Origin of the sequence: Nonomuraea sp. NPDC051191 (assembly GCF_044455665.1) — a bacterium.
Classification (GTDB): Bacteria; Actinomycetota; Actinomycetes; order Streptosporangiales; family Streptosporangiaceae; genus Nonomuraea.
Genome location: NZ_JBITEZ010000010.1, coordinates 239173 through 264889 on the forward strand (window position 1 = coordinate 239173; position 25717 = coordinate 264889).

The 25717-nt window shown below is 73.9% G+C and carries 26 protein-coding genes; 7 read left to right on the forward strand and 19 right to left on the reverse strand.

What is annotated here, in order from left to right; all coding sequences use genetic code 11:
• Positions 1–15 precede the first annotated feature (15 nt).
• Genes ptsP through ACIA8R_RS28770 form a run of 8 tightly spaced genes read right to left on the reverse strand, consistent with a single transcriptional unit; the run spans position 16 to position 6643 of the window.
• The gene (ptsP, locus tag ACIA8R_RS28735) at positions 16–1605 is read right to left on the reverse strand and encodes a phosphoenolpyruvate--protein phosphotransferase (RefSeq protein ID WP_397041337.1); all 1590 of its coding nucleotides are present in this window, start codon (positions 1603–1605) and stop codon (positions 16–18) included.
• Complete coding sequence (locus ACIA8R_RS28740) at positions 1598–1921, reverse strand: HPr family phosphocarrier protein (RefSeq protein WP_397041338.1); 324 nt, start codon at positions 1919–1921, stop codon at positions 1598–1600. The genes ptsP and ACIA8R_RS28740 overlap by 8 nt, the downstream gene beginning before the upstream one ends.
• 11 nt (positions 1922–1932) lie before the next feature.
• Positions 1933–2937 (reverse strand): zinc-dependent dehydrogenase, encoded by a 1005-nt coding sequence (locus tag ACIA8R_RS28745; RefSeq protein WP_357704710.1) that lies wholly within the window; start codon positions 2935–2937, stop codon positions 1933–1935.
• A complete protein-coding gene (locus ACIA8R_RS28750; RefSeq protein WP_397041339.1) occupies positions 2934–3359 on the reverse strand; it encodes a PTS sugar transporter subunit IIA in 426 nt (141 codons plus the stop codon). The genes ACIA8R_RS28745 and ACIA8R_RS28750 overlap by 4 nt, the downstream gene beginning before the upstream one ends.
• The gene (locus ACIA8R_RS28755) at positions 3352–3660 is read right to left on the reverse strand and encodes a PTS lactose transporter subunit IIB (RefSeq protein ID WP_357704714.1); all 309 of its coding nucleotides are present in this window, start codon (positions 3658–3660) and stop codon (positions 3352–3354) included. Before ACIA8R_RS28755 ends, ACIA8R_RS28750 begins: the two co-directional genes overlap by 8 nt.
• A 3-nt stretch (positions 3661–3663) precedes the next feature.
• Positions 3664–4857: a mannitol-specific PTS transporter subunit IIC gene (gene mtlA, locus ACIA8R_RS28760; RefSeq protein ID WP_397041340.1), complete on the reverse strand. Its 1194-nt coding sequence runs from the start codon at positions 4855–4857 to the stop codon at positions 3664–3666.
• Positions 4858–4889: 32 nt separating this feature from the next.
• Positions 4890–5885 (reverse strand): 1-phosphofructokinase, encoded by a 996-nt coding sequence (gene pfkB / locus ACIA8R_RS28765; RefSeq protein WP_364088262.1) that lies wholly within the window; start codon positions 5883–5885, stop codon positions 4890–4892.
• Positions 5882–6643 (reverse strand): DeoR/GlpR family DNA-binding transcription regulator, encoded by a 762-nt coding sequence (locus ACIA8R_RS28770; protein WP_357704720.1) that lies wholly within the window; start codon positions 6641–6643, stop codon positions 5882–5884. The genes pfkB and ACIA8R_RS28770 overlap by 4 nt, the downstream gene beginning before the upstream one ends.
• A 108-nt stretch (positions 6644–6751) precedes the next feature.
• Between ACIA8R_RS28770 and ACIA8R_RS28775 the strand changes: the two genes are divergently transcribed.
• Positions 6752–7606, forward strand: a complete 855-nt coding sequence (locus tag ACIA8R_RS28775) for a hypothetical protein (RefSeq protein WP_357704722.1) — start codon at positions 6752–6754, stop codon at positions 7604–7606.
• 74 nt (positions 7607–7680) lie between these two features.
• Here ACIA8R_RS28775 and ACIA8R_RS28780 read toward each other — a convergent pair whose 3' ends face one another.
• From ACIA8R_RS28780 to def, 5 genes are all read right to left on the reverse strand, one after another.
• The gene (locus tag ACIA8R_RS28780; protein WP_397041341.1) at positions 7681–8031 is read right to left on the reverse strand and encodes an MmcQ/YjbR family DNA-binding protein; all 351 of its coding nucleotides are present in this window, start codon (positions 8029–8031) and stop codon (positions 7681–7683) included.
• Positions 8032–8040: 9 nt separating this feature from the next.
• The gene (locus ACIA8R_RS28785) at positions 8041–8457 is read right to left on the reverse strand and encodes a CBS domain-containing protein (RefSeq protein WP_357704726.1); all 417 of its coding nucleotides are present in this window, start codon (positions 8455–8457) and stop codon (positions 8041–8043) included.
• Positions 8458–8588: 131 nt separating this feature from the next.
• Positions 8589–10001, reverse strand: coding sequence for a pyridoxal phosphate-dependent decarboxylase family protein (locus ACIA8R_RS28790; protein WP_397041342.1), 1413 nt, complete (start codon positions 9999–10001; stop codon positions 8589–8591).
• Positions 9994–10629 (reverse strand): XRE family transcriptional regulator, encoded by a 636-nt coding sequence (locus ACIA8R_RS28795; RefSeq protein WP_364088269.1) that lies wholly within the window; start codon positions 10627–10629, stop codon positions 9994–9996. Before ACIA8R_RS28795 ends, ACIA8R_RS28790 begins: the two co-directional genes overlap by 8 nt.
• Before the next feature lie 7 nt (positions 10630–10636).
• Positions 10637–11176, reverse strand: coding sequence for a peptide deformylase (def, locus tag ACIA8R_RS28800; protein WP_364088271.1), 540 nt, complete (start codon positions 11174–11176; stop codon positions 10637–10639).
• A gap of 153 nt (positions 11177–11329) precedes the next feature.
• Between def and ACIA8R_RS28805 the strand changes: the two genes are divergently transcribed.
• Entirely contained in the window at positions 11330–12124 is a 795-nt protein-coding gene (locus ACIA8R_RS28805) for a methyltransferase domain-containing protein (protein ID WP_364088274.1), read from the forward strand.
• Positions 12125–12157: 33 nt separating this feature from the next.
• Here ACIA8R_RS28805 and ACIA8R_RS28810 read toward each other — a convergent pair whose 3' ends face one another.
• On the reverse strand, positions 12158–12673 hold the full coding sequence (locus tag ACIA8R_RS28810) for a hypothetical protein (protein ID WP_357704736.1): 516 nt from the start codon (positions 12671–12673) through the stop codon (positions 12158–12160).
• Positions 12674–12723: 50 nt separating this feature from the next.
• On the reverse strand, positions 12724–13749 hold the full coding sequence (locus tag ACIA8R_RS28815; protein WP_397041343.1) for a hypothetical protein: 1026 nt from the start codon (positions 13747–13749) through the stop codon (positions 12724–12726).
• A 241-nt stretch (positions 13750–13990) separates the two neighbouring features.
• Between ACIA8R_RS28815 and ACIA8R_RS28820 the strand changes: the two genes are divergently transcribed.
• Entirely contained in the window at positions 13991–14926 is a 936-nt protein-coding gene (locus ACIA8R_RS28820) for a GNAT family N-acetyltransferase (RefSeq protein WP_364088278.1), read from the forward strand.
• Between the two features lie 31 nt (positions 14927–14957).
• Here ACIA8R_RS28820 and ACIA8R_RS28825 read toward each other — a convergent pair whose 3' ends face one another.
• A complete protein-coding gene (locus ACIA8R_RS28825) occupies positions 14958–15701 on the reverse strand; it encodes a DNA polymerase beta superfamily protein (RefSeq protein WP_397041344.1) in 744 nt (247 codons plus the stop codon).
• Positions 15698–16336 carry a DNA polymerase beta superfamily protein gene (locus ACIA8R_RS28830; protein WP_364088282.1) on the reverse strand — a complete coding sequence of 213 codons (639 nt, stop codon included), beginning with the start codon at positions 16334–16336 and terminating at the stop codon, positions 15698–15700. The genes ACIA8R_RS28825 and ACIA8R_RS28830 overlap by 4 nt, the downstream gene beginning before the upstream one ends.
• 57 nt (positions 16337–16393) lie before the next feature.
• Between ACIA8R_RS28830 and ACIA8R_RS28835 the strand changes: the two genes are divergently transcribed.
• Positions 16394–18259 carry a propionyl-CoA synthetase gene (locus ACIA8R_RS28835; protein ID WP_357704746.1) on the forward strand — a complete coding sequence of 622 codons (1866 nt, stop codon included), beginning with the start codon at positions 16394–16396 and terminating at the stop codon, positions 18257–18259.
• Positions 18260–18335: 76 nt separating this feature from the next.
• Positions 18336–21152 (forward strand): NACHT domain-containing protein, encoded by a 2817-nt coding sequence (locus ACIA8R_RS28840; protein ID WP_397041345.1) that lies wholly within the window; start codon positions 18336–18338, stop codon positions 21150–21152.
• Between the two features lie 60 nt (positions 21153–21212).
• Here the strand turns inward: ACIA8R_RS28840 and ACIA8R_RS28845 are convergent, their stop codons facing one another.
• Together ACIA8R_RS28845 and ACIA8R_RS28850 are read right to left on the reverse strand one after the other, a co-directional pair.
• On the reverse strand, positions 21213–22349 hold the full coding sequence (locus ACIA8R_RS28845; RefSeq protein WP_364088288.1) for a HAMP domain-containing sensor histidine kinase: 1137 nt from the start codon (positions 22347–22349) through the stop codon (positions 21213–21215).
• Complete coding sequence (locus tag ACIA8R_RS28850; protein ID WP_357704752.1) at positions 22346–23002, reverse strand: response regulator transcription factor; 657 nt, start codon at positions 23000–23002, stop codon at positions 22346–22348. Before ACIA8R_RS28850 ends, ACIA8R_RS28845 begins: the two co-directional genes overlap by 4 nt.
• 156 nt (positions 23003–23158) lie before the next feature.
• Here ACIA8R_RS28850 and ACIA8R_RS28855 point away from each other — a divergent pair, with 156 nt between their 5' ends.
• Both ACIA8R_RS28855 and ACIA8R_RS28860 read left to right on the forward strand, forming a co-directional pair.
• The gene (locus ACIA8R_RS28855) at positions 23159–24595 is read left to right on the forward strand and encodes a hypothetical protein (RefSeq protein WP_397041346.1); all 1437 of its coding nucleotides are present in this window, start codon (positions 23159–23161) and stop codon (positions 24593–24595) included.
• Between the two features lie 225 nt (positions 24596–24820).
• On the forward strand, positions 24821–25708 hold the full coding sequence (locus tag ACIA8R_RS28860) for a hypothetical protein (protein WP_364088294.1): 888 nt from the start codon (positions 24821–24823) through the stop codon (positions 25706–25708).
• Positions 25709–25717 lie beyond the last annotated feature (9 nt).

Sequence of the window (25717 nt, forward strand, 5' to 3'; positions counted from 1 at the left end):
CACGAGGGCCCGCCGTCAAGGCCGCGGCGGGCGGGCGGCCTCGCGGCACTCCTCCAAGGTGAGGGCCGCCAGGGCCTCGCGGACGACGGGCACGCACACCGGGGCCATCGACAGGCTCGACACCCCGAGCCCCACCAGCAGCGGCGCGACCGCCGGGTCGCCGGCCGACTCGCCGCACACCCCGACCGGCTTGCCCGCCCGCAGCCCGGCCTCGGCGCACATGCCGACCAGCCGGAGCAGCGCGGGGTGGGCCGGGTCGAGCAGGTCGGACAGGCCGTGATGTTGCCGGTCGGCGGCGAAGGTGTACTGGGCCAGGTCGTTGGTGCCGACGCTGAGGAAGTCCACCTCGGCCAGCAGCTCGTCGGCCTGGAGGGCGGCGGCGGGCACCTCGACCATCACGCCCGCGCGGGGGAGGCCGCGCTCGCGGACGCGGCGGGCGAAGTCGGCCGCCTCCCGCGCGGTGGTCACCATCGGGGCCATCACCAGCACGTCGGCGCCCGTGGCACGGGCGGCCTCGGCGATGGCGTCGAGCTGGGCGTCCAGGACGCCGGGCAGCACGCGGTCGACGCGCAGGCCGCGCACGCCCAGCGCCGGGTTGGGCTCGGGCGGCAGGCCGAGGAAGGGCAGCGGCTTGTCGGTGCCGGCGTCGAGGGTCCGGACGGTCACCGGCCCCGCCGCGGCGAACACCTCCGCGTACGCGGCCACCTGCTCCTCGTGGGAGGGCGGCTGCCTGCGGTCGAGGAACAGGAACTCGGTGCGGAACAGCCCCACGCCCTCCGCGCCGGGACGCAGGTCCGCGGCCGAGCCGATGTTGTGCAGCAGCCTGACCGGGTGGCCGTCGGCGGTCCGACCGGGACCGGTGCTCGCCGCCAGTCTGGCCCGGTCGCGCCGGTCGGACTCCCGTACGCCGTCGGCCTCCTCGCCGGTGAGGCCGACCGTGACCTCGCCGGTGACGCCGTCCACGCCGACCAGCGTCCCGTCGGGGACGTCCAGGACGCCCGCGCACGCCACGACGGCGGGCAGGCCCCGGCCGCGGGCCAGGATCGCGGTGTGGCTGGTGGGCCCGCCGCGCTCGGTGACCAGCGCCAGCACCCGCGGGCCCAGGCCGACGGTGTCGGCGGGGGACAGGTCCTCGGCCACCAGCACGAACGGATGCCCGGGGTCGGGGACGCCCGGCATGGGCAGGCCCAGGGCGGCGGCCACCGCCCGGGACCTGAGGTCGTCGACGTCGGCGGCCCGTTCGGCCAGGTAGCCGCCCAGCGCGGCCAGGGTTTCCCGGTGCGCGGTGAAGGCGGCGTCCAGGGCGTGGGCGGCGTCCAGGCCGTCGTCGCGCACGTGCGCCTCGGCCTGCTCGCGCAGCACCGGGTCGGCGGCCATCATGGCCAGCGCCTCCAGGATCTCGGCCCCTTCGGCGGTGGCGTGGCCGGCGCGGCGTCCGAGGTCGGCGGCCAGGGCGTCCAGGGCCTCGGCGGTGACGGCCGCCTCGGCGCCGGGGTCGGTCACCCGGCGGGGGGCGGGCAGCACGGGCGGGGCCGCCATCCGCACCACGGGCCCGGCGGCCCGGCCCTGGCTGACCCCCAGCCCCTTCAGCGTCGCCTCAGGCATCGAGCGCCCCACCGTCCCCGGCCCCAGCCGCCCCCGCCGCGTCGGGGACGTCGGGGGCGTCGAGGTCGCGGGACAGGAGGGCGGCCAGCGTGTCGAGCGCCTCCTCGGCCCCCGCGCCGTCGGCCTCCAGCGTCACCACCGTGCCCCGCACCGCGCCCAGCGACAGCACCCCCAGCATGCTGCCGGCCGGGACCGACTTCTCCCCGAGCCGCACCCGCACCGGCACCCCGAGCCGGGCCGCCTCCCGCACGAACACCTTCGCCGGACGCGCGTGCAGGCCACTGGCCGAGGCCACGGCCACCGTTCGACTCGCCATCCCGAACCTCCTCAGGGTTCTATCGTCACCTTGATGGCCGTGCCCGTGCTGACGAGATCGATCCCGTCGAGCACCCGGGGCAGCGGCAGCCGGTGCGTGATCAGGTCGGACACCACGACGGCGCCCTCGGCCACCAGGCGCAGCGCCTCGGCGTTGTGCGCGGGGCTGGAGCCGTTCGCGCCCACGATGGTCAGCTCCCGGTAGTGGACCAGGTTGGCGTCGAGCGCGATGACCGGGTCGTCCTTCGGCAGCCCGCCGAAGAAGCTCACGCGCCCCTGCCGGGCGGCCATCCGCACCGCCTGCTCCTGGGCCGCGCCGGAGGCCGCCGCCGTGATCACGACGTCGGCGCCGCGGCCGCCGGTCAGCTTGAGCACCTGCCCGACGGCGTCGGAGTCGATCACCGCGTCGGGACGCACCAGCTCGGCCGCCATCGCCAGCCGCTCGGCGTTGACGTCCACGAGGAAGACCCGGGACGCGCCGCGCGCCCGCGCCAGCCGTACGTGCAGGCAGCCGATCGGGCCCGCGCCCATCACCACCACGTCGTCGCCCGCGCCCACCCCGGCCAGCGACTGGCCGTTGAGCACGCAGGCCAGCGGCTCGGCCACCGACGCCTCGGCGAACCCGACACCGTCGGGAATCGTGTTGACCCCCTTCACGGCCAGCACCTTGGCCGGGACGATCAGGTACTCGGCGAAGCCGCCGTCGTAGTGGTAGCCCATCGACTCCTGGTTCGCGCAGACGGTCAGGCGGCCCCGGCGGCACTCGGCGCACGTCCCGCACGGGATGGCGGCGATCACCTGCACCCGCGCGCCCGTGCCCACGACCTCGCCGGCGATCTCGTGGCCCATCACCCGCGGCGGCCTGATGTGGTGGTGGCCGTACCGGAAGATCTTGGCGTCCGTGCCGCAGGTCGAGCAGTTGCGCACCCGGATCTTCAGCTCGCCCGGCCCGGCCTGCGGCTCCGGCGCGTCCTCGATCCTGATGTCGCCGGGGGCATGGAACCTGGCTACCTTCACGTGAGCTCCTTCAGCACCTGGGCCGGGTCCGTCGCCTCGCGCAACGCCCTGGCCCGGTCGGGGTCGAGCAGGATCTCGGCCAGGGCCGCCAGCAGCGGCACGTGCCCGTCGCCGGCCGCGGCGATGCCCACGCACAGCGTGACCCGCTCGCCGTCCCAGTCGATCCCGCCGGGGAAACGCACGACGCAGATCGCGTCGCGCGCGACGTCCTGCTTGGAGGCGGCCGTGCCGTGCGGGATGGCCACCTCCTCGCTGACGTAGGTGGAGATCGTGCGCTCGCGTTCGAGCATCGCCTCGACGTACGGCTGCGCGACCGCGCCCACGTCCACCAGAACCTGCCCGCACCTGCGCACGGCCTCCTCCCGCGAGGACGCGCTCTCGTGCAGCAGGATCGCCCGCCGGTCGAGCAGCCCCTCACGCATCGACGGTGCCGCCGTTCCTGATGGTGTTCACCAGCCTGGTCACCGCCGGGTCGCCGAGGAAGACCTGGAAGGACACCAGCGGCTTGCCCGGCGCGGCGGCCCTGGCCCTGGCGGCCAGCCCGGAGTGGCACACGACGACGTCCGCGTCGCCGGGGATGGAGTTCACCGGGGTGTGCTCGACGGTGACGCCGCTCTCCTTGAGCTGCTTGCGGAGCTGGGAGGCGAGCATGACGCTGCTGCCCATGCCCGCGTCGCAGGCCACGACGATCTTGTGGATGTCCTTGCTGTCGATGCCGGCCACGGCTCACGCCTCCTTGCTGACGGGTTCGGTCCTGACGGGTTCGCTGCTCGCGGGGTCACTGGTCGCGGGGTCGCGGCTGCTCGCGGGGGCCGGGGCCGCCGGGTCCGCGACGGTGTCCTGCGGGCCGAGGGCGTCCGGCTCCTCGTCCTTCTCGCCCCGGCCGAAGCCGAGCAGCACGGCGGCGACGGCGAACGACACGGCCGTGGCCACCGCGATCCCGGCGATCGAGCCGAGCCAGCCGCCGCGCGGCGTCACCGCGAGGTAGGCGAAGATGCTGCCCGGCGAGGGCGTGGCGACCAGGCCCGCCCCGGTGATCATGAACGTGAAGACGCCGGCCGCCCCGCCCGCGATGACGGCCAGGATGAGCCGCGGCTTCATCAGCACGTACGGGAAGTAGATCTCGTGGATGCCGCCGAAGAAGTGGATGATCATCGCGGCGGGCGTGCTCGGCCGCAGCGGACGCGGCCCGAACAGCAGGTACGCCACCAGCAGCCCGAGCCCCGGCCCCGGGTTCGACTCCAGCATGAACAGGATCGACTTGCCCTGCCGCACCGCCTCGGCCACCCCCAGCGGCCCCAGCACGCCGTGGTTGACCGCGTTGTTCAGGAACAGCACCTTGGCCGGCTCGATCAGCACCGAGGCCACCGGCAGCAGGTTGTTGGTGATCAGCCACTCGACCGCGCCGCCCGCCGCGTCGGTGACGACGCGGACGACCGGCCCGATGCCCAGCACCCCGGCCACGGCCATCGCGGCGCCCACGATGCCGGCGGTGAAGTTGTCCACGAGCATCTCGAACCCGGCCCTGGTCCGCTGCTCAGTGAACTTGTCCACATATTTCAGGATTACGGCGGCGAGCGGGCCGACGATCATCGCGCCGAGGAACATCGGGATGTCCGAGCCCACGACGACGCCCATCGCCGCCACCGCGCCGACGACCGCGCCGCGCTGGCCGTGGACCATGCGGCCGCCGGTGTAGGCGATGAGGATCGGCAGCAGGGACTTGATGACCGGGTCGACCAGCGCGGCCAGTTCCTTGTTCGGCAGCCAGCCGGTGGGGATGAACAGCGCGGTGATCAGGCCCCAGGCGATGAACGCGCCGATGTTCGGCATGATCATCCCGGCCAGGTGGCCGCCTAAGCGCTGGATGGTGGCCTTGACTCCGGTGCCGTAGACCGGAGGGGTGTAGCTGTCGGCCATGGACGTGCTCCTTCGGGGGGATGAGCAGTGGATCAGCCGTGCGGTGAGGGGGCGACCGGCTCCGGGACGGGCGGCGCCTGCGGGACGGTGAGCGGCCGGGCCGGGTCGGGGACTCCCGTCCGCACCCCGGCGCGGTCGATGTCGGCGGGGCCGGGCATCCTGCTGCCGGGCAGCCGGACCGCCGCCGCGCCCCAGGCCAGCGCCTCGGCCAGGGCGGTGACGCCGTGCCCGCCGGCGGCCAGGAATCCGGCCAGCATGGCGTCGCCGGCGCCGACGGAGCTGCGCGGCCCGGTGACCGGGGCCTCGCCGTACCAGACGCCGCCGTCCTCGACCAGGACGGCGCCGTCGGGGCCGAGGCTGGCCAGCACCGTACGGGCGCCCGCGGCGCGCAGTTCGGCCGCCGCCTCGACCACGTCGCCCACCCGGACGAGCGGCACGCCGGTCACCGCGGCCAGCTCGTCGAGGTTGGGCTTGACCAGGGCCGGACCGGCTCCGAGCGCGCGGGCGAGGGCCGGGCCGCTGGTGTCCACGGCGACGTGCAGGCCCGCGGCGGCGAAGCGGCGGCACAGCCGGGCGTAGACGTCGGCGGGCACCCCGGGCGGCAGGCTGCCCGAGGCCACCACCCAGTCCGCCACCCAGTTCGCCTCGCGCGCCGCGGCCAGCACGGTCTCGGCGATCGTGTCCAGCTCGGCCGCCGACAGCGCCGGACCCGGCTCGTTGATCTTGGTGACGGTTCCGTCGGGCTCGGCGAGCGTGACGTTGGACCGGGTCGTGCCCGCCACGGGGACGGTGACCATGTCCAGCCCCTCGGCGGCCAGCAGGCGGACGAGCTGCGCGCCCTCGTCCCCGGCGAAGGGCACCACCGCGCGGGCGGCGACGCCGTTGGCCAGCAGCGCCCGCGAGACGTTGACGCCCTTGCCGCCCGGGTCGAGCCGGGCCCGTGCGGCGCGGATCACCGCTCCCCGGGCCAGGGCGGCGATCTCGATCGTGCGGTCGAGGCTCGGGTTCAGCGTCAGCGTGAGGATCACGCGCGGATCACCTCCGGCCCGGCGGCGGCGATGTCGGCGGCCAGGGCGGGGTCGAGCCCGGCGTCGGTGATGACCACGTCGATCTCGCCCAGCTCGGCGAACGTGGCCAGGTAGGTGTTGCCGAACTTGGTGTGGTCGGCCAGCAGCACGCTGCGCTGCGCGGCCCGGACCATGGCCCGCTTGATCGCCGCCTCGGCCGGGTCGGGCGTGGTCAGGCCCCGGGCGGGCGAGCAGCCGTTGGCGCCCATGAAGGCGACGTCGACGTTGAGGTGCGCCAGCGGGCGCAGCGCCCAGTCGTCGACCGTGGCCAGCGTCTTGCCGCGCAGCCGCCCGCCCAGCACGATCACCTGCAGATTGGACCGCGAGGCCAGGACGGTGGCCAGCGGCGGCGAGTTCACGATCACGGTGAGCTCGCGGTCGGCGGGCAGCGCCTGGACCAGGCGGCCCGTGGTGGTGCCGGCGTCGATGATGACCGAGCCGTCCTCGGGCAGCTCGGCCAGGGCCGCCTTGGCGATGCGCTCCTTCTCCGCGGTCATCACCTCGTCGCGGGCGGCGAGCGCGGGCTCGAACCCCAGCCGTTCCACGGGGATCGCGCCGCCGTGCACCCGGCGCAGCACGCCCGCCCGCTCCAGCGCGGTCAGGTCGCGGCGGATCGTCTCGGTGGTCACGTCGAGCTCGGCGGCCAGCGTCACCACGTCGACGCGGCCCGCGTTCCGCGCCCTGCGGAGGATCTCCTGCTGCCGCTCCTCGGCGTACATGATGTTGGTTCACCGCCGTTTCTGGTTGGTTTCTCCTGTGTTTATACCCGCTTTCGTGGGACGGTCAAGAGGGGGACGGCACAATCTGGTAGTTATAGGCGGGTGCGAATGAAGCCTCTGGCCGCCGTGGCGGCGGTCGTCCCCGTCGTCGCCCTGGCCACGCCGGCCCACGCCGCCGCCGCGCGGCCGATCCGCGTGCCCGCGGGCACCACGGCGGCCTGGGTGGTGTTCGACCGCAAGGCGGGCAAGATCGTCGCCGTCCGGAACGCCCATCGGAAGTTCCGCTCGGCGTCGGTCGTGAAGATCCTCATCGCGATCGACTACCTGGAACGGCGCAAGAGCGTCCCGGCGGCCGACGCCCGGCTGCTGAAGATCATGCTGCGCTCCAGCGACGACGACGCGGCGTCGGCGTTCTGGGACCGCGGCGGCAAGGGGCAGATCATCGTCCGGACGGCGCGCAGGCTCGGCCTGTCCGACACCACGCCGCCGCCCGCCTCCAAGCCCGGCTTCTGGGGCTACACCTCGCTCAGCGCGTACGACGTCGTCAGGACCTACCGCTACCTGCTCGACACCGCCGACGCCCGGGTGCGCGACCTCGTCCTCGGCCACCTGCGCGCCTCCACGCCGTGCGGCACCGACGGCTTCGACCAGACCTTCGGCATCCCGCGCGCGGTCCCGAGGCCGTGGGCGGTCAAGCAGGGCTGGTCGGGATTCGGCACGACGCCGCCGGGCAAGTGCGACGCCAAGAGCGTGGCCGCCCCCGTCTCGTGGATCGCGCAGCGGGCGACCGGTTCGGGCGTGCCCGACTACGGGCGGCCCGTGCTGCACACGACGGGCCTGGCCGGCGCCGGCGACCGCCTGGTCATGGCGGTGCTCACCGCCCACCCGGCGGGCAGCGCGTGGAGCGGCTCGGTCAAGCGCGTCACCGACCTGACGGCCGCGCTCCACCGCTCGGTGTCGTAGCCGCGAAGGCTCTGCCTGCGCGGGCCCGGCCCGCGGGGGCCGGTGCTCAGTGGCCGAGGCTCAGGGGCCGGTGCTCAGGGGCCGGTCTGGAGCTGCTGCTCCAGGCGGACCTTCTTGGGCACGCACATGCGCCACGCCTCCAGCACCAGCTCCCGCATCTCCGCCGCGTCGAGGGCGTCCATGCGGGCGACCACCCAGTTGAAGCGCAGGTCGGACTCGCCGGGCATGAGGAACCTGCCGGGCTCGGCCGCCACCAGGGCCTCGCGTTCCTCCTTGGGGAACCCGAAGCCCATCAGCGTCTCGTCCCGCGAGAACGCCACGTAGACGATCTTTCCCACGCGGAACTTGACCCGGTCCCGGATCAGATGCTCGGACGAGCGCGGAAGGGTGCGCGCGAAGCGCCGGACGTCCTCGACGGTGATCACACGGCCACGTTAGCGGTTGCCCTCCGCGGCCGAGATGTCGGCGAGGGCGGAGTCCGGGTCGCGCTCCACCGCCAGGTCGCCCAGGCTCACGATGCCGACCGGACGCCCGTCCTCGACGACCGGGAGGCGGCGTACCGCGTGCGACCGCATGATCTGCACGGCCTGGTCGATGCTCGTGTCGGGCCCGACCGCCTCGACCGACGGGCTGCACGCCTCCCTGACCGGCGTGTCCGGCCCCCGCTCGTCGGCCACCACGCGGATCGTGATGTCCCGGTCGGTGACGATGCCCTTCATGCGCCCGTTCTCGTTGACGATCACCGCCCCCGCGTCGTTGTCGCGCATGAGCGCCGCGGCGACCGAAACGGCCTGGTCGCACTCGACCGTCGCCGGGTGGGAAGTCATGACGTCTGCCACGGTCTCTGCCATGGGGTCCTCCTGAATGCTCACGTCCCGGCGGCTACCTACCCGGGCCGGTGAACCATTCACAGGGTTTTGTCGGATTCCGGCGTCCGGCCATGCATGTCCGGTACGTCCGTGGAGGACCCCTTTACCGGATCTCAGAGTGTCTTCGCCGCCAGGCGGATCTCCTCCAGCAGGATCGCGAGGTCGTCCTCGGTGGTGTCCGGGTGCAGGAAGCAGGCTCGCAGGGCGTCCCGGCCGCCGAGACGGGTGCCGGTGAGGAAGGTGTTGCCGCGCGCCTGGACCGCGCCCGGCAGGGCCCGGTTGAGCGCGTCGAGCCCGCCGGGCCCGGTCGTCGTGGGCGTGTGCCGGAAGGCGGTGATGGAGGTGGCGACCGGCGCGAGCAGCTCGAAGTCCGCGGCCTTCTCGACCATGGCGGCGAGCGTGCGGGCCAGGCCGCTGGTGTGCTCCACCAGCCGCGTGACGCCCTCCCTGCCCAGGTACGACATCGTCGCCCACGTCTTCAGCGCCCGGAACGGCCGGGTCTGCTCGGGCCCGTACTCGGCGAACCAGCCCAGGTCGTCGGCGCTGTCGTCCACCAGGTACGACGGCACCAGGCTGAAGGCGGCCCGCGCGGCGGCCGGGTCGCGCAGCAGCGCGCAGCCGCAGCCGACCGGCACGCCGAGCCACTTGTGCGGGTCGAGGGCCAGCGAGTCGGCCCGGTCCAGCCCCGCGTAGGCGGGCGCCGACACCGCGTCCAGCACGCCGAGCGCGCCGTAGGCGCCGTCCACGTGGAACCAGAGCCCGTGCTCGGCGGCCACGTCGGCGATGGCGTCGAGCGGGTCCACCGCGCCGGAGTTGACGGTGCCCGCGCTGCCCGCCACGCAGAACGGCCGCAGGCCCGCCGCCAGGTCGTCGGCGATCATCGTGCGCAGGGCGCCGACGTCCATGCGGAAGGAGGCGTCCACCGGGACCTTACGGACGTTCCGGGCGCCGAGGCCGAGGAGCTGGGCCGCCTTGTGCAGGCAGCTGTGGCCCTCCTCGGTGACGTACAGGATCATGGGCGGGCGGCCGTGCAGGCCGTCCTCGCGGGCGTCCCAGCCGTCGGCGAGCGCGGCGTGCTGGCGGGCCGTGGCCAGGCAGACGATGGTGGCCATCGACGCGCCGCTGGTCAGCAGGCCGCCGCCGGGCGGATGGGGGAAGCCGACCAGCTCGGCCAGCCAGCGCACCACCGTACGCTCCAGCAGCGGGCCCGCGTGGTCGCCGCCCGCGCAGCTCGGGTTGAGCGCGGCGGCCAGCGGCTCGACCACCACGCCGGCGGGGGAGGGCGGCGAGTTCACCCAGCCGAAGAAGCGGGGGTGCCCGTTGCCCATCGGGTACGGCAGCACGTGGGCGCGCACGTCGTCGAGCAGCGCGTCGAGCGGACGCCCGGCGGCGGGCAGCGGCAGCTCGCCCAGCCAGGCGCGTTCGGCGGCGGGCACCGGTTGCCAGACCGGCCCGGCCGCGACTCCCTCCAGGTGGGCGGCCGCGATCTCGGCCGCCCTGACGCCGGCGCGGCGCAGCTCATCCATGCGGGGATTCCCTCCGGGTCTCGTGGTGCCGGGTCTCGTGGTGGCCGCCGCCACTCAGCTCCATGGCCAGGTAGAAGACGCAGTCGGCGGTCCCGTCGTTGGCGAAGGCGTGCCGGTGGTCGCCGGGGTAGGAGGCCGAGTCGCCGGCCTCCAGCTCGTACGGGCGGTCGTCGATCGTCAGGCGCAGCGTGCCGCGCTCGACGGCCAGGTACTCGCGCGAGCCCCGGGCGTGCGGCGCGAACTCGCCCGCGTCCACGCCGGGGCCGATCGTGGTCCGCATGAACTCGAACTCCACGTCGGCCAGCACCGGCGACAACACCCGCCGCTCCCAGCCCGACGGGTCGCGCAGCACCCGCTGCCGGTCGTGCCGCAGCACGCGCACGGCCTCGTGCGCCGGTTCGTCGAGGAGCCGGGAGATCGACGTGCCGAGGGCCGTGGCCAGGCGGTCGAGCACCAGCACGGTCGGCGACTTGGCGCCGCGCTCGATGTCGGAGACCATGCTCCGGCTGACGCCGCTCAGCTCGGCCAGCCGCTCGACGGACAGCCCGCGCCCGCGCCGCTCGGCGCGGATGCGCCCGCCCAGTTCGGCCAGGGACAGGCCGCCGGACAGGATGCCTTCACCTTGCATTCCTCCACTATAGCGGAGAAATATCCTCTTTAGCGGCCTTCGTTGCCTCGTAGCCTGCGAGAACTTGCTTGCGGCGTTTGGCCGACAGGCGGTCGATGTACAGGTAGCCGTCGAGGTGGTCGGTCTCGTGCTGGAGGCAGCGGGCCAGCAGGCCGGTGCCCTCGACCGTGACGGGCGCGCCCTCGGCGTCGAAGCCGTGGACGGCGGCGTGGTCGGGACGGGGGAGCGGGGCGAACTGCCCGGGGACCGACAGGCAGCCCTCCTCGTCGGGGTCGAGACGGCGCTCGCCGAGAGCGGGCAGCTCCAGGGCGGGGTTGACCACGACGCCCTTGTGGTGGACGCCCTCGGCGTCGGGGCAGTCGTAGACGAACACGCGCAGCGGCACGCCGATCTGGTTGGCGGCCAGGCCCACGCCGTCGGCCGCGTACATGCTCGCGAACATGTCGTCGACCAGCGCCGCCAGCTCGCCGTCGAACCGGGTCACCGGCTCGCACGGATTGTGCAGCACCGGATCGCCCACGTGCACGATCGGCCGGACCTCTCCCACGACCACGCCTTCCTTTTGACCTGACTTTGCCGCGACCAGTCTATGAGCGACGCCGCGCCGGTCGATCCAGTCTCATATGACAAGACATATCCTCTCGAAAGATGAGATACGCGCTAATGTGCGGAGTACACATCGTCGTGAAGGAGTCTTTCGATGGACGCCGTCTACACCCATGGGCATCACGAGTCCGTCCTGCGCTCGCACCGGTGGCGCACCGCGGAGAACTCGGCCGCCTACCTGCTGCCGCACCTCAAGCCCGTGATGAAGGTCCTCGACGTGGGCAGCGGGCCCGGCACGATCACCGCGGACCTGGCCGCGCGGGTGGCGCACGTGACGGCGTCGGAGGTGACCGAGGAGGCGCTGGCGCTGGCCAGGGCCGAGATCGCCGCGCGGGGGCTGGGGAACGTGGACTTCGCCGTCGCCGACGCGCACGCCCTCGACTTCCCCGACGACACCTTCTGCGTGGTCCACGCCCACCAGGTGCTCCAGCACGTCGGCGACCCGGTGCGGGCGCTGCGCGAGATGCGCCGGGTGACCAAGCCGGGCGGGTACGTCGCGGTCAGGGACAGCGACTACGCGGCCTTCGCCTGGTACCCGCGCCTGCCCGCCCTGGACGACTGGATGGCCCTCTACCGGAGGCTCGCCCGCGAGAACGGCGGCGAGCCGGACGCCGGGCGGCGCCTGCTGTCCTGGGCCCGCGCCGCCGGCTTCCAGGACGTCACCGCCACCTCCTCCACCTGGTGCTTCGCCACCCCCGAGGACCGCGCGTGGTGGGGCGGCATGTGGGCCGACCGCGTCCGGGAGTCGGCCATGGCGCGGCAGGCGCTCGCCACGGGCGCGGCCACCGAGTCCGACCTGCGGCGCATGGCCGACGGCTGGCGGGAATGGGCCGCCGACGACGACGCCTGGCTCTCGGTCCTGCACGGCGAGATCCTCTGCCGCCCCTGACCCGCCGGACGGGCCACCGGGCGGGGCGTCAGGTCAGAGGCCGAGGGTGCGGGTGCGCTGCCACTGAGGGTCGCGGTAGAGCACCTGGTCGGTGCCCAGCAGTTCGTCGGGGGCCGACAGCATGGCGATCTCGCCCGCGGCCTGGAGCTGCAGCAGCAGGTCGCGCACCCGCGGCCCCACCGGCAGCCGCCCGGCGGGCAGCCCGAACCCGGCCCGCACCGTGTCGGCGATCTCCGACAGGTGGAACGGCCCGTCGAGGCCCGCCACGATGCCGCGCACCACGGTCATCGTGATCAGTTCCTCGGCCTCGGTGTGGGCGAGCTGCCAGGTGATCTGCTCCTTACGGCCCCCGGTCGCCGCGCAGACCGTGCAGCCCCGCGTCAGGCCCGGGGCCACCTGCTCCACCGCCGAGCCGAGACAGGCCGAGCACTGGCCGTTCTCGGCGGCGTGCAGCTCGGCCGCCATCCGTCCGGCCAGCACCGCGCCGCAGTCGCAGCCGAAGCCGTCGCCCAGCATGCCGCTCTGCGGCGAGATCGTATGCTTCGTCATCAAGCCGACTCTACCGGCCCCGGCCGCCCCTTCCGTGGGCCCGCGTCCCGTCAGGCACGGACGTCGGCGAGCCCGTGCAGGCGGCGCAGGGCCTTGCGGGCGGACGCCGTGACGCGTTCGTCCGGGTGATGGTCGATGATGACCCGCAGCACCCGGCCCGTCCACGGGTGGTCACCGAAGGCCAGGATCGCGATCGTGCCCGCCTGCTCCTCGGCGTCCATCCCCATGGCGATCGACTCGATCACCTCACCCGCCTCGCCGCCGCCGAACTCCAGCAGCGCCGCCGCCATGTCCACCAGCACCCAGGCGATCTCGTCGGGAGAGGGACGCCGTTCCTCGCGGCCGGTCCTGGCCGCGACCACCGCGCCCAGGCGGTATTCCTCCAGCAGCCCGCGCAGCGCCCGGCGGCCCTCCTCGCCGAGGCCCGACGACAGCAGCTCCACGCCGACCGCCCTGCTCAGCGGGCTCACACCGGGCAGCGCCCCGGCGATCTCGGCCGCGGCCCGCTCGCGGTCGCGTCCGGCCAGCCAGCCAGCGAGCTCCTCGCCGCGCTCGGCCTCGGGGTAGGAGCGCAGGCCGTGCAGCAGCGTGGCGGCGTCGGCGTCGGCGAGCGTCCCCATGACGGGGATCTCCTGCCCGGCGGTCTCGGCGATGATCAGCCGCGCCACCCACAGCCCGAGCCAGCTCAGCGTGTACGGCTCCGCCTGCCGGACCAGCCCCAGATCGGTCAGCGCCCGCGGCACCCGCCCGGCGACCGGCTCCCTGGACAGGAACATGCGGATGAGCTCCAGCAGCAGCCGCTGGTCGGCGGCCAGCCGCGCCCGGCACACCTCGGCCCACGCCTCCAGCACCCGGGCGTCGTCGCCGCCCCCGCCCTCGCTCCCGCCCTCGCTCCCGCCCTCGCTCCCGCCCTCGCTCCCGCCCTCGCTCCCGTCCGCGCGCTCGTCTTGCCTGTCGAGCAGCGCCTTCAGCTCGCCCGAGAGCGGGGCGGCGCGGACGGCGGCGGCCAGGGTGGCGGCGTCGGGGAGCCGGATCGGCGGTTGCAGCGGCAGCGTGTCGTCGTCGTAGGACCTCACGGAGCCCATCCTGTCCTCATCGTCGGCCGGATCGGAATCGTCCCGCCGGATCGCGAAACGCCGGAAACTGGACGCGGTCCAGCGTACTCACGTCGTCCTCCGGCCACGAGGGAAAGATCACGTCCGGGAAAACGGTGAGCGGGCGACGGCAAGCTGGGCTAGAGTGCTGCGAAATGTCGGGAGAAGGGAGGCACTGAGATGTTTGGCAGTGTAAGTGTGATTTTCATTTCTCGGAGGAACTGTGCTTTTCCGTCCCGCGGTCGAGGCTGACCTCGACCGTCTGCTCAGCTGCGTCGTCGACGAATCCATCAGCTGGGCCCATCCCGACCGGCTGCTCTCCTTCCTGGAGAGCCGTAACTACCGCTACGACCGCATCTGGGTCGCCGAGGAGAACGGCGAGATCCTGGCCCGCGCCGTCTGGTGGGGCTTCGCCGGCGAGGAGCGACCGCTCGCCCTCGACTGCGTCTACGTCCACCCCTCGGTCGAGGACCGCGTGAGCCTGGCCGCCGAGCTGCTGCGCCACGCGCACGCCGCGTTCGGCCGGACGCCGGAGTACCACGTCTTCGTCTCCAACGGCTGGCGTGAGGACCCGAAGGCGTCGGCGGCCATCGCCTGGCGCTGGGAGGCCGCCGGCCGCGCCGGGCTGACCGAGGAGCTGGAACGCCTGCGCTACGCCTGGACGCCCGGCTCGCCGGTGCCCGAGCCGTCCGACCGGCTGGTCTTCCGCGGCGATGACGACGACGAGGTGTTCGTGGACGCCTTCCGCCAGGTCGCCGAGGGCACCCTCGACTTCCACACCCGCCAGGCCCTGATGACCATGGACCCCGTGGAACAGGCCCGCGAGGACGTCCGCGACAACCGCTCGATGCGGGGCGAGCGGTCCTGGTGGCGACTGGCCTTCGACAAGAGCGGCGAGCTGGTGGGCGTCGCGCTGCCCTCCGCCAACGACGCCGGGCCCGTGGTCGGCTACCTCGGCGTGGTGCCCGCGCACCGGGGCCGCGGCTACGTCGACGAGCTGCTCGGCGAGATCACCCGCTTCCACGCCGAGCGTGGCGTGCCGGGCATCATGGCCGACACCGACGCGGGCAACGTCCCGATGGCGCGGGCGTTCGAACGCGCCGGGTACGAGAACGTCTCGGTCCGGCTCGTCCTGTCGGCCGATCCCGCCGCCGCCTGACCCTCCGGCCCGTCCCTGACGGCGTCCCCCGTCAGGGACGGGCCGCCAGGCGCGCCCGTACGACCAGATCGTGCAGGGCGTCGTCCGCGGCGGCCCGCTCGGGCAGCGCCGACTCCTCGCGCGCCGCCTCCAGCGCGGCCGTCATCCGCGCCACGTCGTCGGCCACGCCCGCCACCTGGGGCGCGTGCCCGTGCTCGGCCTCCTTCTTGGCCGCCACCAGCTCCGGCAGGTACGCCGGCCCGTACGCCGTCAGCCGCGTCAGGTCGGCCTCCAGCTCCCCGCTGCGCATGAGATGGGTGCCCGTCGCCAGCACCCGGAAGGTGTACAACAGCGGCTTCAGCTCCCCGGTACGCCCGAACAACCGCCACTGCGTACGGGCGAACCCCAGGTAGTGGTGGGCGTGGTGCCGCGTCACGCATCCGGGCGCCAGCGCCACCAGCTCGTCGTGCAGCGGCGAGGAGGTCACCACCAGCGGCGACAGGAGCTGTTCCAGCACGTATCCGTTCCGGCCGAGCAGCAGGCGGCAGAACTTGGCCAGGTCGTGCGTGACCAGGTCCACCTCGACGCCGTCGCGCGTCCACGTCCGGTCGAGCGTCTGCGGCCCGGTGCGCAGCCCGACCACCTCCTCGGCCGGCAGCACGTGCACGCCGCGCAGGTCCACGTCGGAGTCCACGGACGGGAAGCCGTACAGGTGGGCGCCGCTCACCGTGGCGAACGCCACCGGGTACGGCTGCTCGCCGGGGATCTCCGGCAGCCAGGACGGCAGCGCGCTCACAGGTGCTCCTTCCGCACGCCCACCAGGAAGTCCTCCACACGTTCCCGGTCCGGCCGCTCCGGCAGGACGCAGGGCGTGGCGGCCAGCTCCGCCGCCAGCTCCCCCCGCCAGGCGTCCACCTCGGCCCACGGCACCTGGCCGCGCCTGACCGCCAGCAGCCGTGCCCGGTGGGGGCCGACCTGGACCAGCGGCTCGCCGTGCCGGACCAGGTGCAGGCCGCTCAGCAGCAGCCGCACCATGTGCATGGCCTGCTTCCACTTGGGCGCCCGCGGGTCGAGCCGCCGGAACTGGTCGTCGGCGTACCCGGCGAACGTCTGCCGCGCCCGCCGCGACACGAACGCCTCGCGCAGCTCGCGCAGCCGCCGCCCGGCCGGGGTCTCGACCTCCACGATCGGCGACCACAGGCACTCCAGCACCGTCGGGTTGTTCTCCAGCGCCAGCACGCAGAAGCGCTCCACCTCCCAGGAGAACTGCTCGGGCAGCGGCCCGTCGCGGTGGGTGGGCGGCTTGGACAGCCGCCAGAAGTCCGCGGTGGGGGCGGCGAACACGCCGCGCCGGTCGGTGTCGGAGCCCTCGGTCTCCAGCCCGTACGCCCGGGAGCCCGTCACGACGGACAGGATGAGGTCAGAGTTCATCCGGACACCCTCCCACGGGGCTTGCGTTCGGGGGCCGGCGGCTGATCTGATCGAAAAGTGGGCGGCTATGACGAGGCTTACCGGCGCAGCATCTCGCACCCGGAGGAGTTCTGGGCCGAGGCGGCACGCGACATCGACTGGGACGTCGCGCCCGCCGTGGTCACCGACGGGAGCCGCTGGTTCCCCGACGGACGGCTCAACACCTGCCACAACGCGGTCGACCGGCACGTCGCGGCCGGACGCGGCGGGCAGGCGGCGCTGATCCACGACAGCCCGGTCACCGGCACGGTCCGCACGATCACCTACGCCGAGCTGCTCGACGAGGTGGCCCGGACGGCGGGCATGCTGAAGGCGCTCGGCGTGACGGCCGGCGACACCGTCGTGATCTACATGCCGATGGTGCCCGAGGCGGTCGTCGCGATGCTGGCCTGCGCGCGGCTCGGCGCGGTGCACTCGGTGGTGTTCGGCGGCTTCGCGGCCAGGGAGCTCGCCCTGCGCATCGAGCACGCCGAGCCCAAGGTGGTGCTCTCGGCCTCCTGCGGCGTCGAGCCGGCCCGGACCGTCGCCTACAAGCCGCTGCTCGACGCCGCCCTCGACCAGTCGGCCCACCGGCCCGCCCACTGCGTGATCCTCCAGCGCCCGCAGTGCCCGGCCGGGCTCACGCCGGGCCGCGACCTCGACTGGCACGCGTCCGTACGCGCCGCCGAGCCCGCCGGGTGCGTGAGCGTGGCCGCCACCGACCCGCTCTACGTGCTCTACACCTCCGGCACCACCGGCCTGCCCAAGGGCGTGGTGCGCGACAACGGCGGCCACGCCGTCGCCCTGCGCTGGAGCATGACCAACGTCTACGGCGCCGCCCCCGGCGAGGTCTTCTGGGCCGCCTCCGACGTCGGCTGGGTCGTCGGCCACTCCTACATCGTGTACGCGCCGCTGCTGACCGGCTGCACGACCGTCCTGTACGAGGGCAAGCCCGTCGGCACGCCCGACCCCGGCGCGTTCTGGCGGGTGACCGCCCAGCACGGCGTCCGCACGCTGTTCACCGCGCCCACCGCGATCAGGGCCATCAAGAAGGAGGACCCCGCCGGGAACTTCGCGAAAAAGTGGGACCTGTCCGGGCTGCGGCATCTCTTCCTCGCCGGCGAGCGCCTCGACCCCGACACCTACCACTGGGCGAGCGACCTGCTCGGCGTCCCGGTCATCGACCACTGGTGGCAGACCGAGACCGGCTGGCCCGTCGCGGCCAACTGCGTCGGCATCGAGACCCTGCCGATCAAGCCGGGCTCGCCGACGAAACCCGTCCCCGGCTACGACGTGCGCGTCCTCGACGCCGAGGGCCGCGAGTGCCCGCCCGGCGTGGAGGGCGCGGTCACCGTCCGGCTGCCGCTGCCGCCCGGCTGCCTGCCCACCCTCTACCGCGACGAGGAGCGCTTCACGGCCTCCTACCTGTCCCGCTATCCCGGCCACTACCTGACCGGCGACGGCGGCCACATCGACGCCGACGGCTACCTCTTCGTCATGGGCCGCATCGACGACGTGATCAACGTGGCCGGCCACCGCCTGTCCACGGGCGCGCTGGAGGAGGCGCTCGCGGCCCATCCCGACGTCGCCGAGTGCGCGGTGATCGGGGTGGCCGACGCGCTCAAGGGGCAGCTCCCGGTCGGGTTCGTGGTGCTCAAGTCCGGCTCCGCCCGCGACCCGGCCGACGTCGAGCGCGAGCTGACCGCCCTGGTGCGCGAGCGCGTCGGGCCGGTCGCCGCCTTCCGCCGGGCCGTGGTGGTCGCCCGGCTGCCCAAGACGCGCTCGGGCAAGATCCTGCGCGCCACGATGCGCGACATCGCCGACGGCCGGCCGTACGCCACGCCGTCCACCATCGAGGACCCCGGCGTGCTGCCGGAGATCGCCGACGCCGTGAAAGGCCCATAGCGGAGCGTGCATCAGGGCGGCGCCGGGGGCGCGGCCCGGCGCATGATGGGACCTCCCGGTCCCGGAGAGAAGGCTGATGATCGAGACCCCGAGTTACGCCGACGCCCTGAGGGTGCTCGGCTGCAAGGAGGGCAGGCTCGTCAAGGTGGTCGGCTTCGCCGCGGCGGCCGCCCGTACGGGCTGGGCGCTGGCCGGGGGCGGGCTGCTCACCATGGGCCTGGCCGACATGCGTTCCGACGTCGTGCGCTACGGCGAGGAGGTCATCCGCCGGATGCCCGAGCTGAAGGGCGGCGTGGACCGTTACACCCGCACCCAGCGCCTGGCCGCCGCGCACGCCGTGATCGTCGTCTCGGCCTGGTTCGAGGCGCTCGGGGAGGCCAAGCTGCCCTTCACCCTGGAGCAGCTCGACCGGGCCGACAAGATCTCCCACGGCGTGCCCACCCCCGAGCGTTTCGCCCGCCTGGTGGCCGGTCTCCTCATGGAACGCCTGCCCACCCCCGAGCCGCACGTGCCCTTCGCCGAGACCCGCCAGGCCGTCGAACGCGCCCACCTGCGCATGTCGGAGGTGATGGCCGGGTTCGTCGGCGGCCTCAGCGTGTGGGACGAGCTGCCCGTGGACGACCAGCTCCTGTTACCCCGGATGCTCGCCGAGGGCCCGCCCGCGCACGCCCTGCGCATCTACGACGAGGACTTCCGCTCGCTGTCCCTGGACAGCCACGAGTTCGGCGTGCGCAGCCTGGTCACCGACCGCCAGACGCCGGGCACCGGCCTGTCGCGGGTGGCCTGGTTGCTGGCCGAGCTGGCCCCGCCGCGGGTCGGCGACCGTCCTATGATCCACCGGGCCAGGATGGCCGCGAACGCCCTCGACCGGCCCCTGCTGGCCGCGGGCAAGCTCCCCGAGGACGTCTCGCTCCCGCTGCTCGGCGAGGGCTATCTCAGCCCGCGCTGCCGGGTCGCCGAGCTGACCGGCGAGTCCGACCCCTCCTCCGTGGGCTGGTGGCGGGACCAGCGCGTGCTGCCCGACGCCGAGGCGTTCCTCGTCGGCCACCTCACCTCGCTGCGCGCCACCCAGGCGCCGCTGCTCGTGCTCGGCGAGCCCGGCTCGGGCAAGTCCAAGCTGACCGAGGTGCTGGGCGCCCGCCTGGCCAGGTCGGAGTTCCTGCCGATCAGGGTGGAGCTGCCGCGCGTCTCGCCGCGCGCGCCGGTCACCGAGCAGATCGAGCAGGCCGTCGCCGCCGTGCTGGAGGAGGACGTCGCCTACGCCGACCTGGTCGCCGCGGGCGACGGCGCGCTGCCGGTGATCCTCCTCGACGGCTTCGACGAGCTGCTGCAGGGCGGCGTCAACCGCTACGACTACCTCGGGCACGTCCAGGAGTTCCAGCGCCGCGAGGCCGCGCTCGGGCGGCCCGTCGTGGTGATCGTGACCAGCCGGACCGTGGTGGCCGACCGCATCAGGTTCCCCGACGGGCTGCTGGCACTGCAGCTCCAGCCGTTCGAGGACGACCAGGTGCGCCAGTGGCTGGACATCTGGGACCAGGCCAACCGCGCCCTGCTGGCCCGGCGCGACCTGAAGCCCCTGCCCGCGGCGACCGCCCTGGCCCACGGCGAGATGGCCAGGCAGCCGCTGCTCCTGCTGCTGCTCGCGCTCTACGACGCCGGCGGCAACGCCCTCCAGCGCGAGCACCGCCCGATCGGCCGCGCCCGCCTGTACGAGGTGCTGCTGCGCGACTTCACCGAACGCGAGACCGCCACCCCGCAACGGGTGCTGATCGACGGCGAGCTCGTCCTGCTCGGCACGGTCGCCCTGTCCATGCTCGCCCGCGGCCGCCAGGTCATCACCGAGGACGACCTCGGCCGCGACCTGCCCGCCCTGTGCGAGGGCGGCGAGGACGAGCCCGAAGAGCCGCGCCCGCCCGTCGACTGGGCCCGCCGGGCCACCGAGCGCTTCTTCTTCATCCGCCGCGACGGCCACTCCTTCCTCCACTCCACCTTCGGCGAGTTCCTGACCGCCTGGCTGACCGTGTACGCGCTGCGCGACCTCGACCGGCGCCGCCGCCTGGCCGGGGACGAGCCGCTGGCCCTGGCCCAGAGCGTGGACGACGACCTGCTGTACGCGGTCACGTCGTTCTCCTGCCTGGCCGAGCGCGGGCCGACGGTCGGGTTCATCCTGGAGCTGCTGGACGAGGTGCCGCCGGCCGTACGCGCCCGGTGCGTGACCCACCTGGCCGGGCTGCTGCGCCGGTCCCTGTACGAGCGCCGCCGCCGCTGCTTCACCGGCTTCGAGCCCGTACGCCATCCCGTCACCCGCCGCCTGGCCGCCTACTCGGCCAACCTGGCGCTGCTCATCGTGGCCGCCTCGCAGGAGCCCGTCCCCGTCTCGCACATCCTGGGCGGGCCCGACCCGCTGGGCCGCTGGGCCTCCTTCAGCCACCTGTGGAAGGGCCAGCTCGGGCACGAGGGCTGGACGGGCCTGGTCAACGCCCTGTCGGCGCACCGCGTCGCCGGGCAGGGCAGGGAGGAGGTGATCCTCGGCGGCACCGAGGGCACCGCCATGGGCGACGTGATCGTCGCCGCCGCCACCGGCCACGCCCCCCGTCACCGCAGGCTGCTCGACCTGCTGATGCTCGCCGTGGGGGAGGGGCGCGCCCTGCGCTTCCGCGACCGGGTGGCCGTCCTGCGGGAGCTGCTGGAGGCCGGGGAGGTGCGGTCCCCGGCGGTGCACCGGGCGCTGGGCGCGTTGTGGCGCGAGGACGGCGCCGACCACGCCGAGCTGCGCCCGCTGCTGGTCCTGGTGCTGGCCGACCCGACCGAGCGCGTCGCCACGTGGGAGCAGCTGGTCAGGGCGGGCGTGCCGGAGGAGGAGCTCTGGCAGATCAGCCTGGGCGCCGACTGACCCACCGGCTCCACGACGGTCGTCAGGGCGCCGACCGGTCCACCGGCTCCGCGGTGATCGTCAGGGGGCCGACTGGTCCACCGGCAGTTCCACGGTGATCGTCAGGCCGCCCTCGTCGCGCGGCCTGGCGGTGACCGTGCCGTCGTGGGCCTCGGCGATGACCCGGACGATCGACAGGCCGAGCCCGCTGCCCCGCTCCGAGCGCAGCCGGTCGCCGTGCAGCCGCCGGAACGGCTGGAAGATCGTCTCGATCTCGTACGGCGGCACGTGCAGCCCGGTGTTGGCCACCACCAGCTCGACCTGCTCGGCCCGCCGCCGCGTCGTCACCCACACCTCGCCCTTGGGATGGTTGTGCCGGACGGCGTTCTCCACCAGGTTCTGCACCAGCCGCTCGACCAGCACCGCCTCGCCCGTCGTCGGCGCCGCGTCCAGCAGCCGGTGGATCGTCACCTCCCGCTCGGCCGCCTCCTCCCCGGCCTGGTCGAGCACGTGCTCGGCGACGTCGGTCAGGTCGAAGGGCCGCCGGTCCAGCACCGCCTGCTCGCCCTCGGCCAGGGCCAGCAGGCCGTCGATGAGGCGTTCGTGCCGGGTGTTGACCAGCAGCAGCGACTCGCCGAGCCGCTTGACGTCGTCGGTGGCGTCGGGACGGCGCACCGCCACGTCCACCAGCGTGCGGTTGATCGTCAGCGGGGTACGCAGCTCGTGGGAGGCGTTGGCGACGAACCGGCGCTGCCCGTCGAACGAGCGCGCCAGCCGGCCGAGCATGGTGTCGTAGATCTCGGTCAGCTCCTTGACCTCGTCGCGCGGGCCCTCGTAGGCGATGCGCTCGGTGAGGTCGTGGCTCTGGGCGACCCGGCGGGCGGTCTCGGTCACCGTCTTGACCGGCCGCAGCACCCATCCCGCCGCCCGCCAGCCCAGCCCGAACGCCGCGGCGGTGGCGGCCAGCACGATGATCCCGCCGACGGTGCGCACGCCGCTCAGCGTCTCGCGCTGGTAGGCCGCGCGCACCCGCATCCCGTTGAGGTAGGCGCGGTCGTAGGAGTCGCCGTAGTACTCCCGGGGGAAGTCGGGCTTGATCAGGTCCATCCGGTACTCCAGCTGCGACCGGACGACGAAGTACACCCCGGTCACCGCCAGGCCGCCGAGAAAGAGGAAAACCCCGGCGCAGGCCAGGGCGAAACGCATGCGCACGGTCATGGGATGCGGTACCCCGATCCCGGCACGGTCTCGATGACCTGGGGCTCGCCGAGCTTCTTGCGCAGCTTCATCATCGTCGTCCGCACGGTGTTGGTGAACGGGTCGATGTGCTCGTCCCAGACCTTCTCCAGCAGGACCTCGGCCGAGACCACCGCGCCCTGCGCGCGCAGCAGCTCGGCCAGCACGCCGAACTCCTTGCGGGCCAGCGGGACGTACACGCCGTCGCGGAACACCTGCCGGTGCGCCCAGTCCAGCCGCACGCCCGCCCGCTCCAGCATCGGCGGGTCGGCCCGGCGGGCGCGCCGCCCGAGCGCGTGCACCCGCGCCACCAGCTCCTCGAACGCGAACGGCTTCGACAGGTAGTCGTCGGCCCCCAGCGACAACCCCGCCACGCGCGACCGCACGTCCCCGGACGCGGTCAGCATGAGCACCCTGACCAGCCGATCCTGCTCCACCACCGTCCGGCACACCTCGTCGCCGTGCACCCCCGGCAGGTCCCTGTCGAGGATCAGCACGTCATAGTCGTGCACCCCGAGCCGCTCCAGCGCCGCCTCCCCGTCGTAGGCGACGTCGACGGCCAGCGCCTCGCCCCGCAGCCCCTCGGCGATCGAGTCGGCGAGCATGCGCTCGTCCTCGGCGATCAATACCCGCACTCGTAGCCCCCAACAAGATCACGAAATGCCCCAAGTCTGGACCAGACCTCATAACGCGGGCATAACCATTTCAGGTGACGCCAAGGTTATCGGCGGATCGCTGGACTGCCCTCCGAACGACCGGGACCGGCCCGGTCGCCGACGGGGGAGAAGTCCATGGCAGTCACTCTGGCGCGGACGCGCCCGCACGCGCCCGCCGCGCGCCGCCTGCCCGGCCACGGACTGTTCGCCTGCGCACTGGCCCTGGCCGCCGCGCTGCGCGTGCTGGTCATGCTCGGCTACGACACCGCGCAGCTCTACTGGTACGACTCCTTCACCTACCTCGACACCGCCGTGCACCTGCGGCCCCAGGCGGCCTTCCACCCCGCCGGGTACTCGTGGTTCCTGTGGGCGCTGCGGCCCTTCCACAGCGTCGAGCTGGTCGCCGGGGTGCAGCACGCGATGGGCCTCGGGATCGGCGTCATGATCTACGCGCTGCTGCGCCGCCGTTCGCTGCCCGGCTGGGGGGCGACCCTGGCGACCGTGCCGGTGCTGTTCGACCCGGCCCTCCTCCGGCTGGAGCACGCCGTGCTGTCGGACCTCCAGGTCATCTTCCTGATCATCGCCGCGCTGGCGGTCCTCATGTGGCGCCACGGCCCGTCCGGGGGGCTGTGGCCGGGCGTGCCGTCGGTGCGGGCGGCGGCGGTGGCGGGGTTGCTGCTCGCGCTCGCCGGGCTGACCAGGACCGCGGCCGTGCCGCTGATCGCCCTGGCCGCCGGGTGGCTGATGCTGCGCCGCGCGCCCTGGCGGCGGGTGGCCGCGCTGCTGCTGGCCGGCGCCCTCCCGCTGGCCGCCTACGCCGGCTGGTACGCCCAGCATCACGGCCGCTTCGCCCTCAGCGGCTCCGACGGCGTCGCCCTGTGGGCCCGTACCATGACCTTCGCCGACTGCTCGATCATCGAGCCGCCGCCCGCCGAGGCCCCGCTCTGCCCGAACGGCACCGTCGCCGACGCCGCCTCCGAGTACGTCTGGGCCCCCGGCGCGTCCCTCAACCGGCTCCCCGGCGACCGGTTCGCCTACAACGACCTGGCCAGGTCCTTCGCCCTGCGCGCCATCGCCGCCCAGCCGCTGGACTACCTGCGCGAGGTGGCCCGCGACACCTCACTCGCCTTCACCTGGCAGCCGGTCGCCCACCCGCGCCGGATGAGCCCGTCCACGACCTTCCCGCGCGGCTCCTGGTCGCTGCCCGAGCAGCAGGCCCTCGTCGCCAAGGTGCGTTCCGAGTACGACCCCGGCATCCGCGGCATGACCTCCGTCGAGCCGTACGCCTCGATCCTGGCCGCCTACCCCTACCCGTGGTTCCTGCACGGCACGGCCTTCGGCGTGCTGCTCCTGATCGGCGGCCTGGGTTCGGCCGGACGCCGCCGCGCCGCCCTGCTGCCGTGGACGATGGCGGCGTTCCTGCTCCTCGCCCCGGTGGCCGCCCTCGACTTCGACCACCGCTACGTCCTGCCGGCCATCCCCTTCGCCTGCGTGTCCGCCGCGCTCGCCGTAGCCGGCGTACGGCGACGGCGGTGTCGCGCGGAGCAGGAGGGCACTACCGTCCCGGCATGAGGACGATCGCGCTGCGCGCCGCGGACCTGCGTAGTCGGCCGTCGCGGTGCTGCTCGACGCCACGGTGGGTGTGCCTGGTGCTGGTGCCCGCGGTCATGGAGGTGCTGGGGGAGCGGGCCTGGTGGTTTCCCGTCCTGACCCCGCGGAGGCTGACATCCTTGCGAAAAAATACGTAATATCCACTGCATCACGAGCGTTGGGGGCGCCAAGGTGCCGGGACAGAGCGTGGGTGTGGTCGTCGAGCCGGGGGTTCCTCCGGAGGTCGCGGGGTTGCTGCGGGCCAACGCTCCGCTGCTGTCCAGGATGCGGTCGGGCTGGGTGCCGCCGGCCGACGTGCGTCCGGACCGGTTCAGGAACGTCTCCAGCGTCGCGCTGCTGGCCGCCACGCCCGCGGTGGTCGCGCTCATGACCGTGCTGCTGGCCTGGTCGCACCCGGCCGCCGGGTTCACGTTGCTGGGGGCGTTCGTCTTCGTCGTCCTGGTCAAGATCGCCTCGATGAGCGAGCTGCCCGAGCACGACCGCTCGCGCGACCGCGAGGTGTACGAGCGGGCCCGCCCGTTCCGCGACCGCTACCTGCTGCCCGAGGACTTCGACCAGGACGCCGCCGACGTGCTGACCAGGGCGCAGCGGGCCATCGGCTCGGTGCTGCGCTCGCACGTCAACGCCGAGGGGCTGCTCGACGGCGCCCGCAACGCGGTGATGCTGCCCGCCCAGGAGTGGGAGATCGCCCGCCTGCTGGCCAAGCTGTCGGCCTTACGCGCCGAGCACGAGGCCCTGCTGTCCCGGGGCATCGCCCCCGAGGTGGCCGCGGTGATCGAGCCGCTGGACCGGGCCCTGGCCACCAGCGAGGCCGCCATGATCGCCCGCGTCGAGGCCCTGGAACGTTACGCCGAGCACGTCGCCGAGGCCGAACGCGCCTACCACGCCCGCGGCCAGATCGAGGAACTGCGCGCGCGCCTGCCGCGCTACGAGGAGCTGCTGGCCGAGACCGGCGCCGACGCGCTGGCCGTGCCGGAGATCGACCGGCTCGCCGAGGACGCCGACCAGCTGGAGCAGGTGCTGCGGCGCAGCGTGCGGTCGGCGCACGAGGCGTTCCGGTACCTGGAGAGCTGACATCGGACC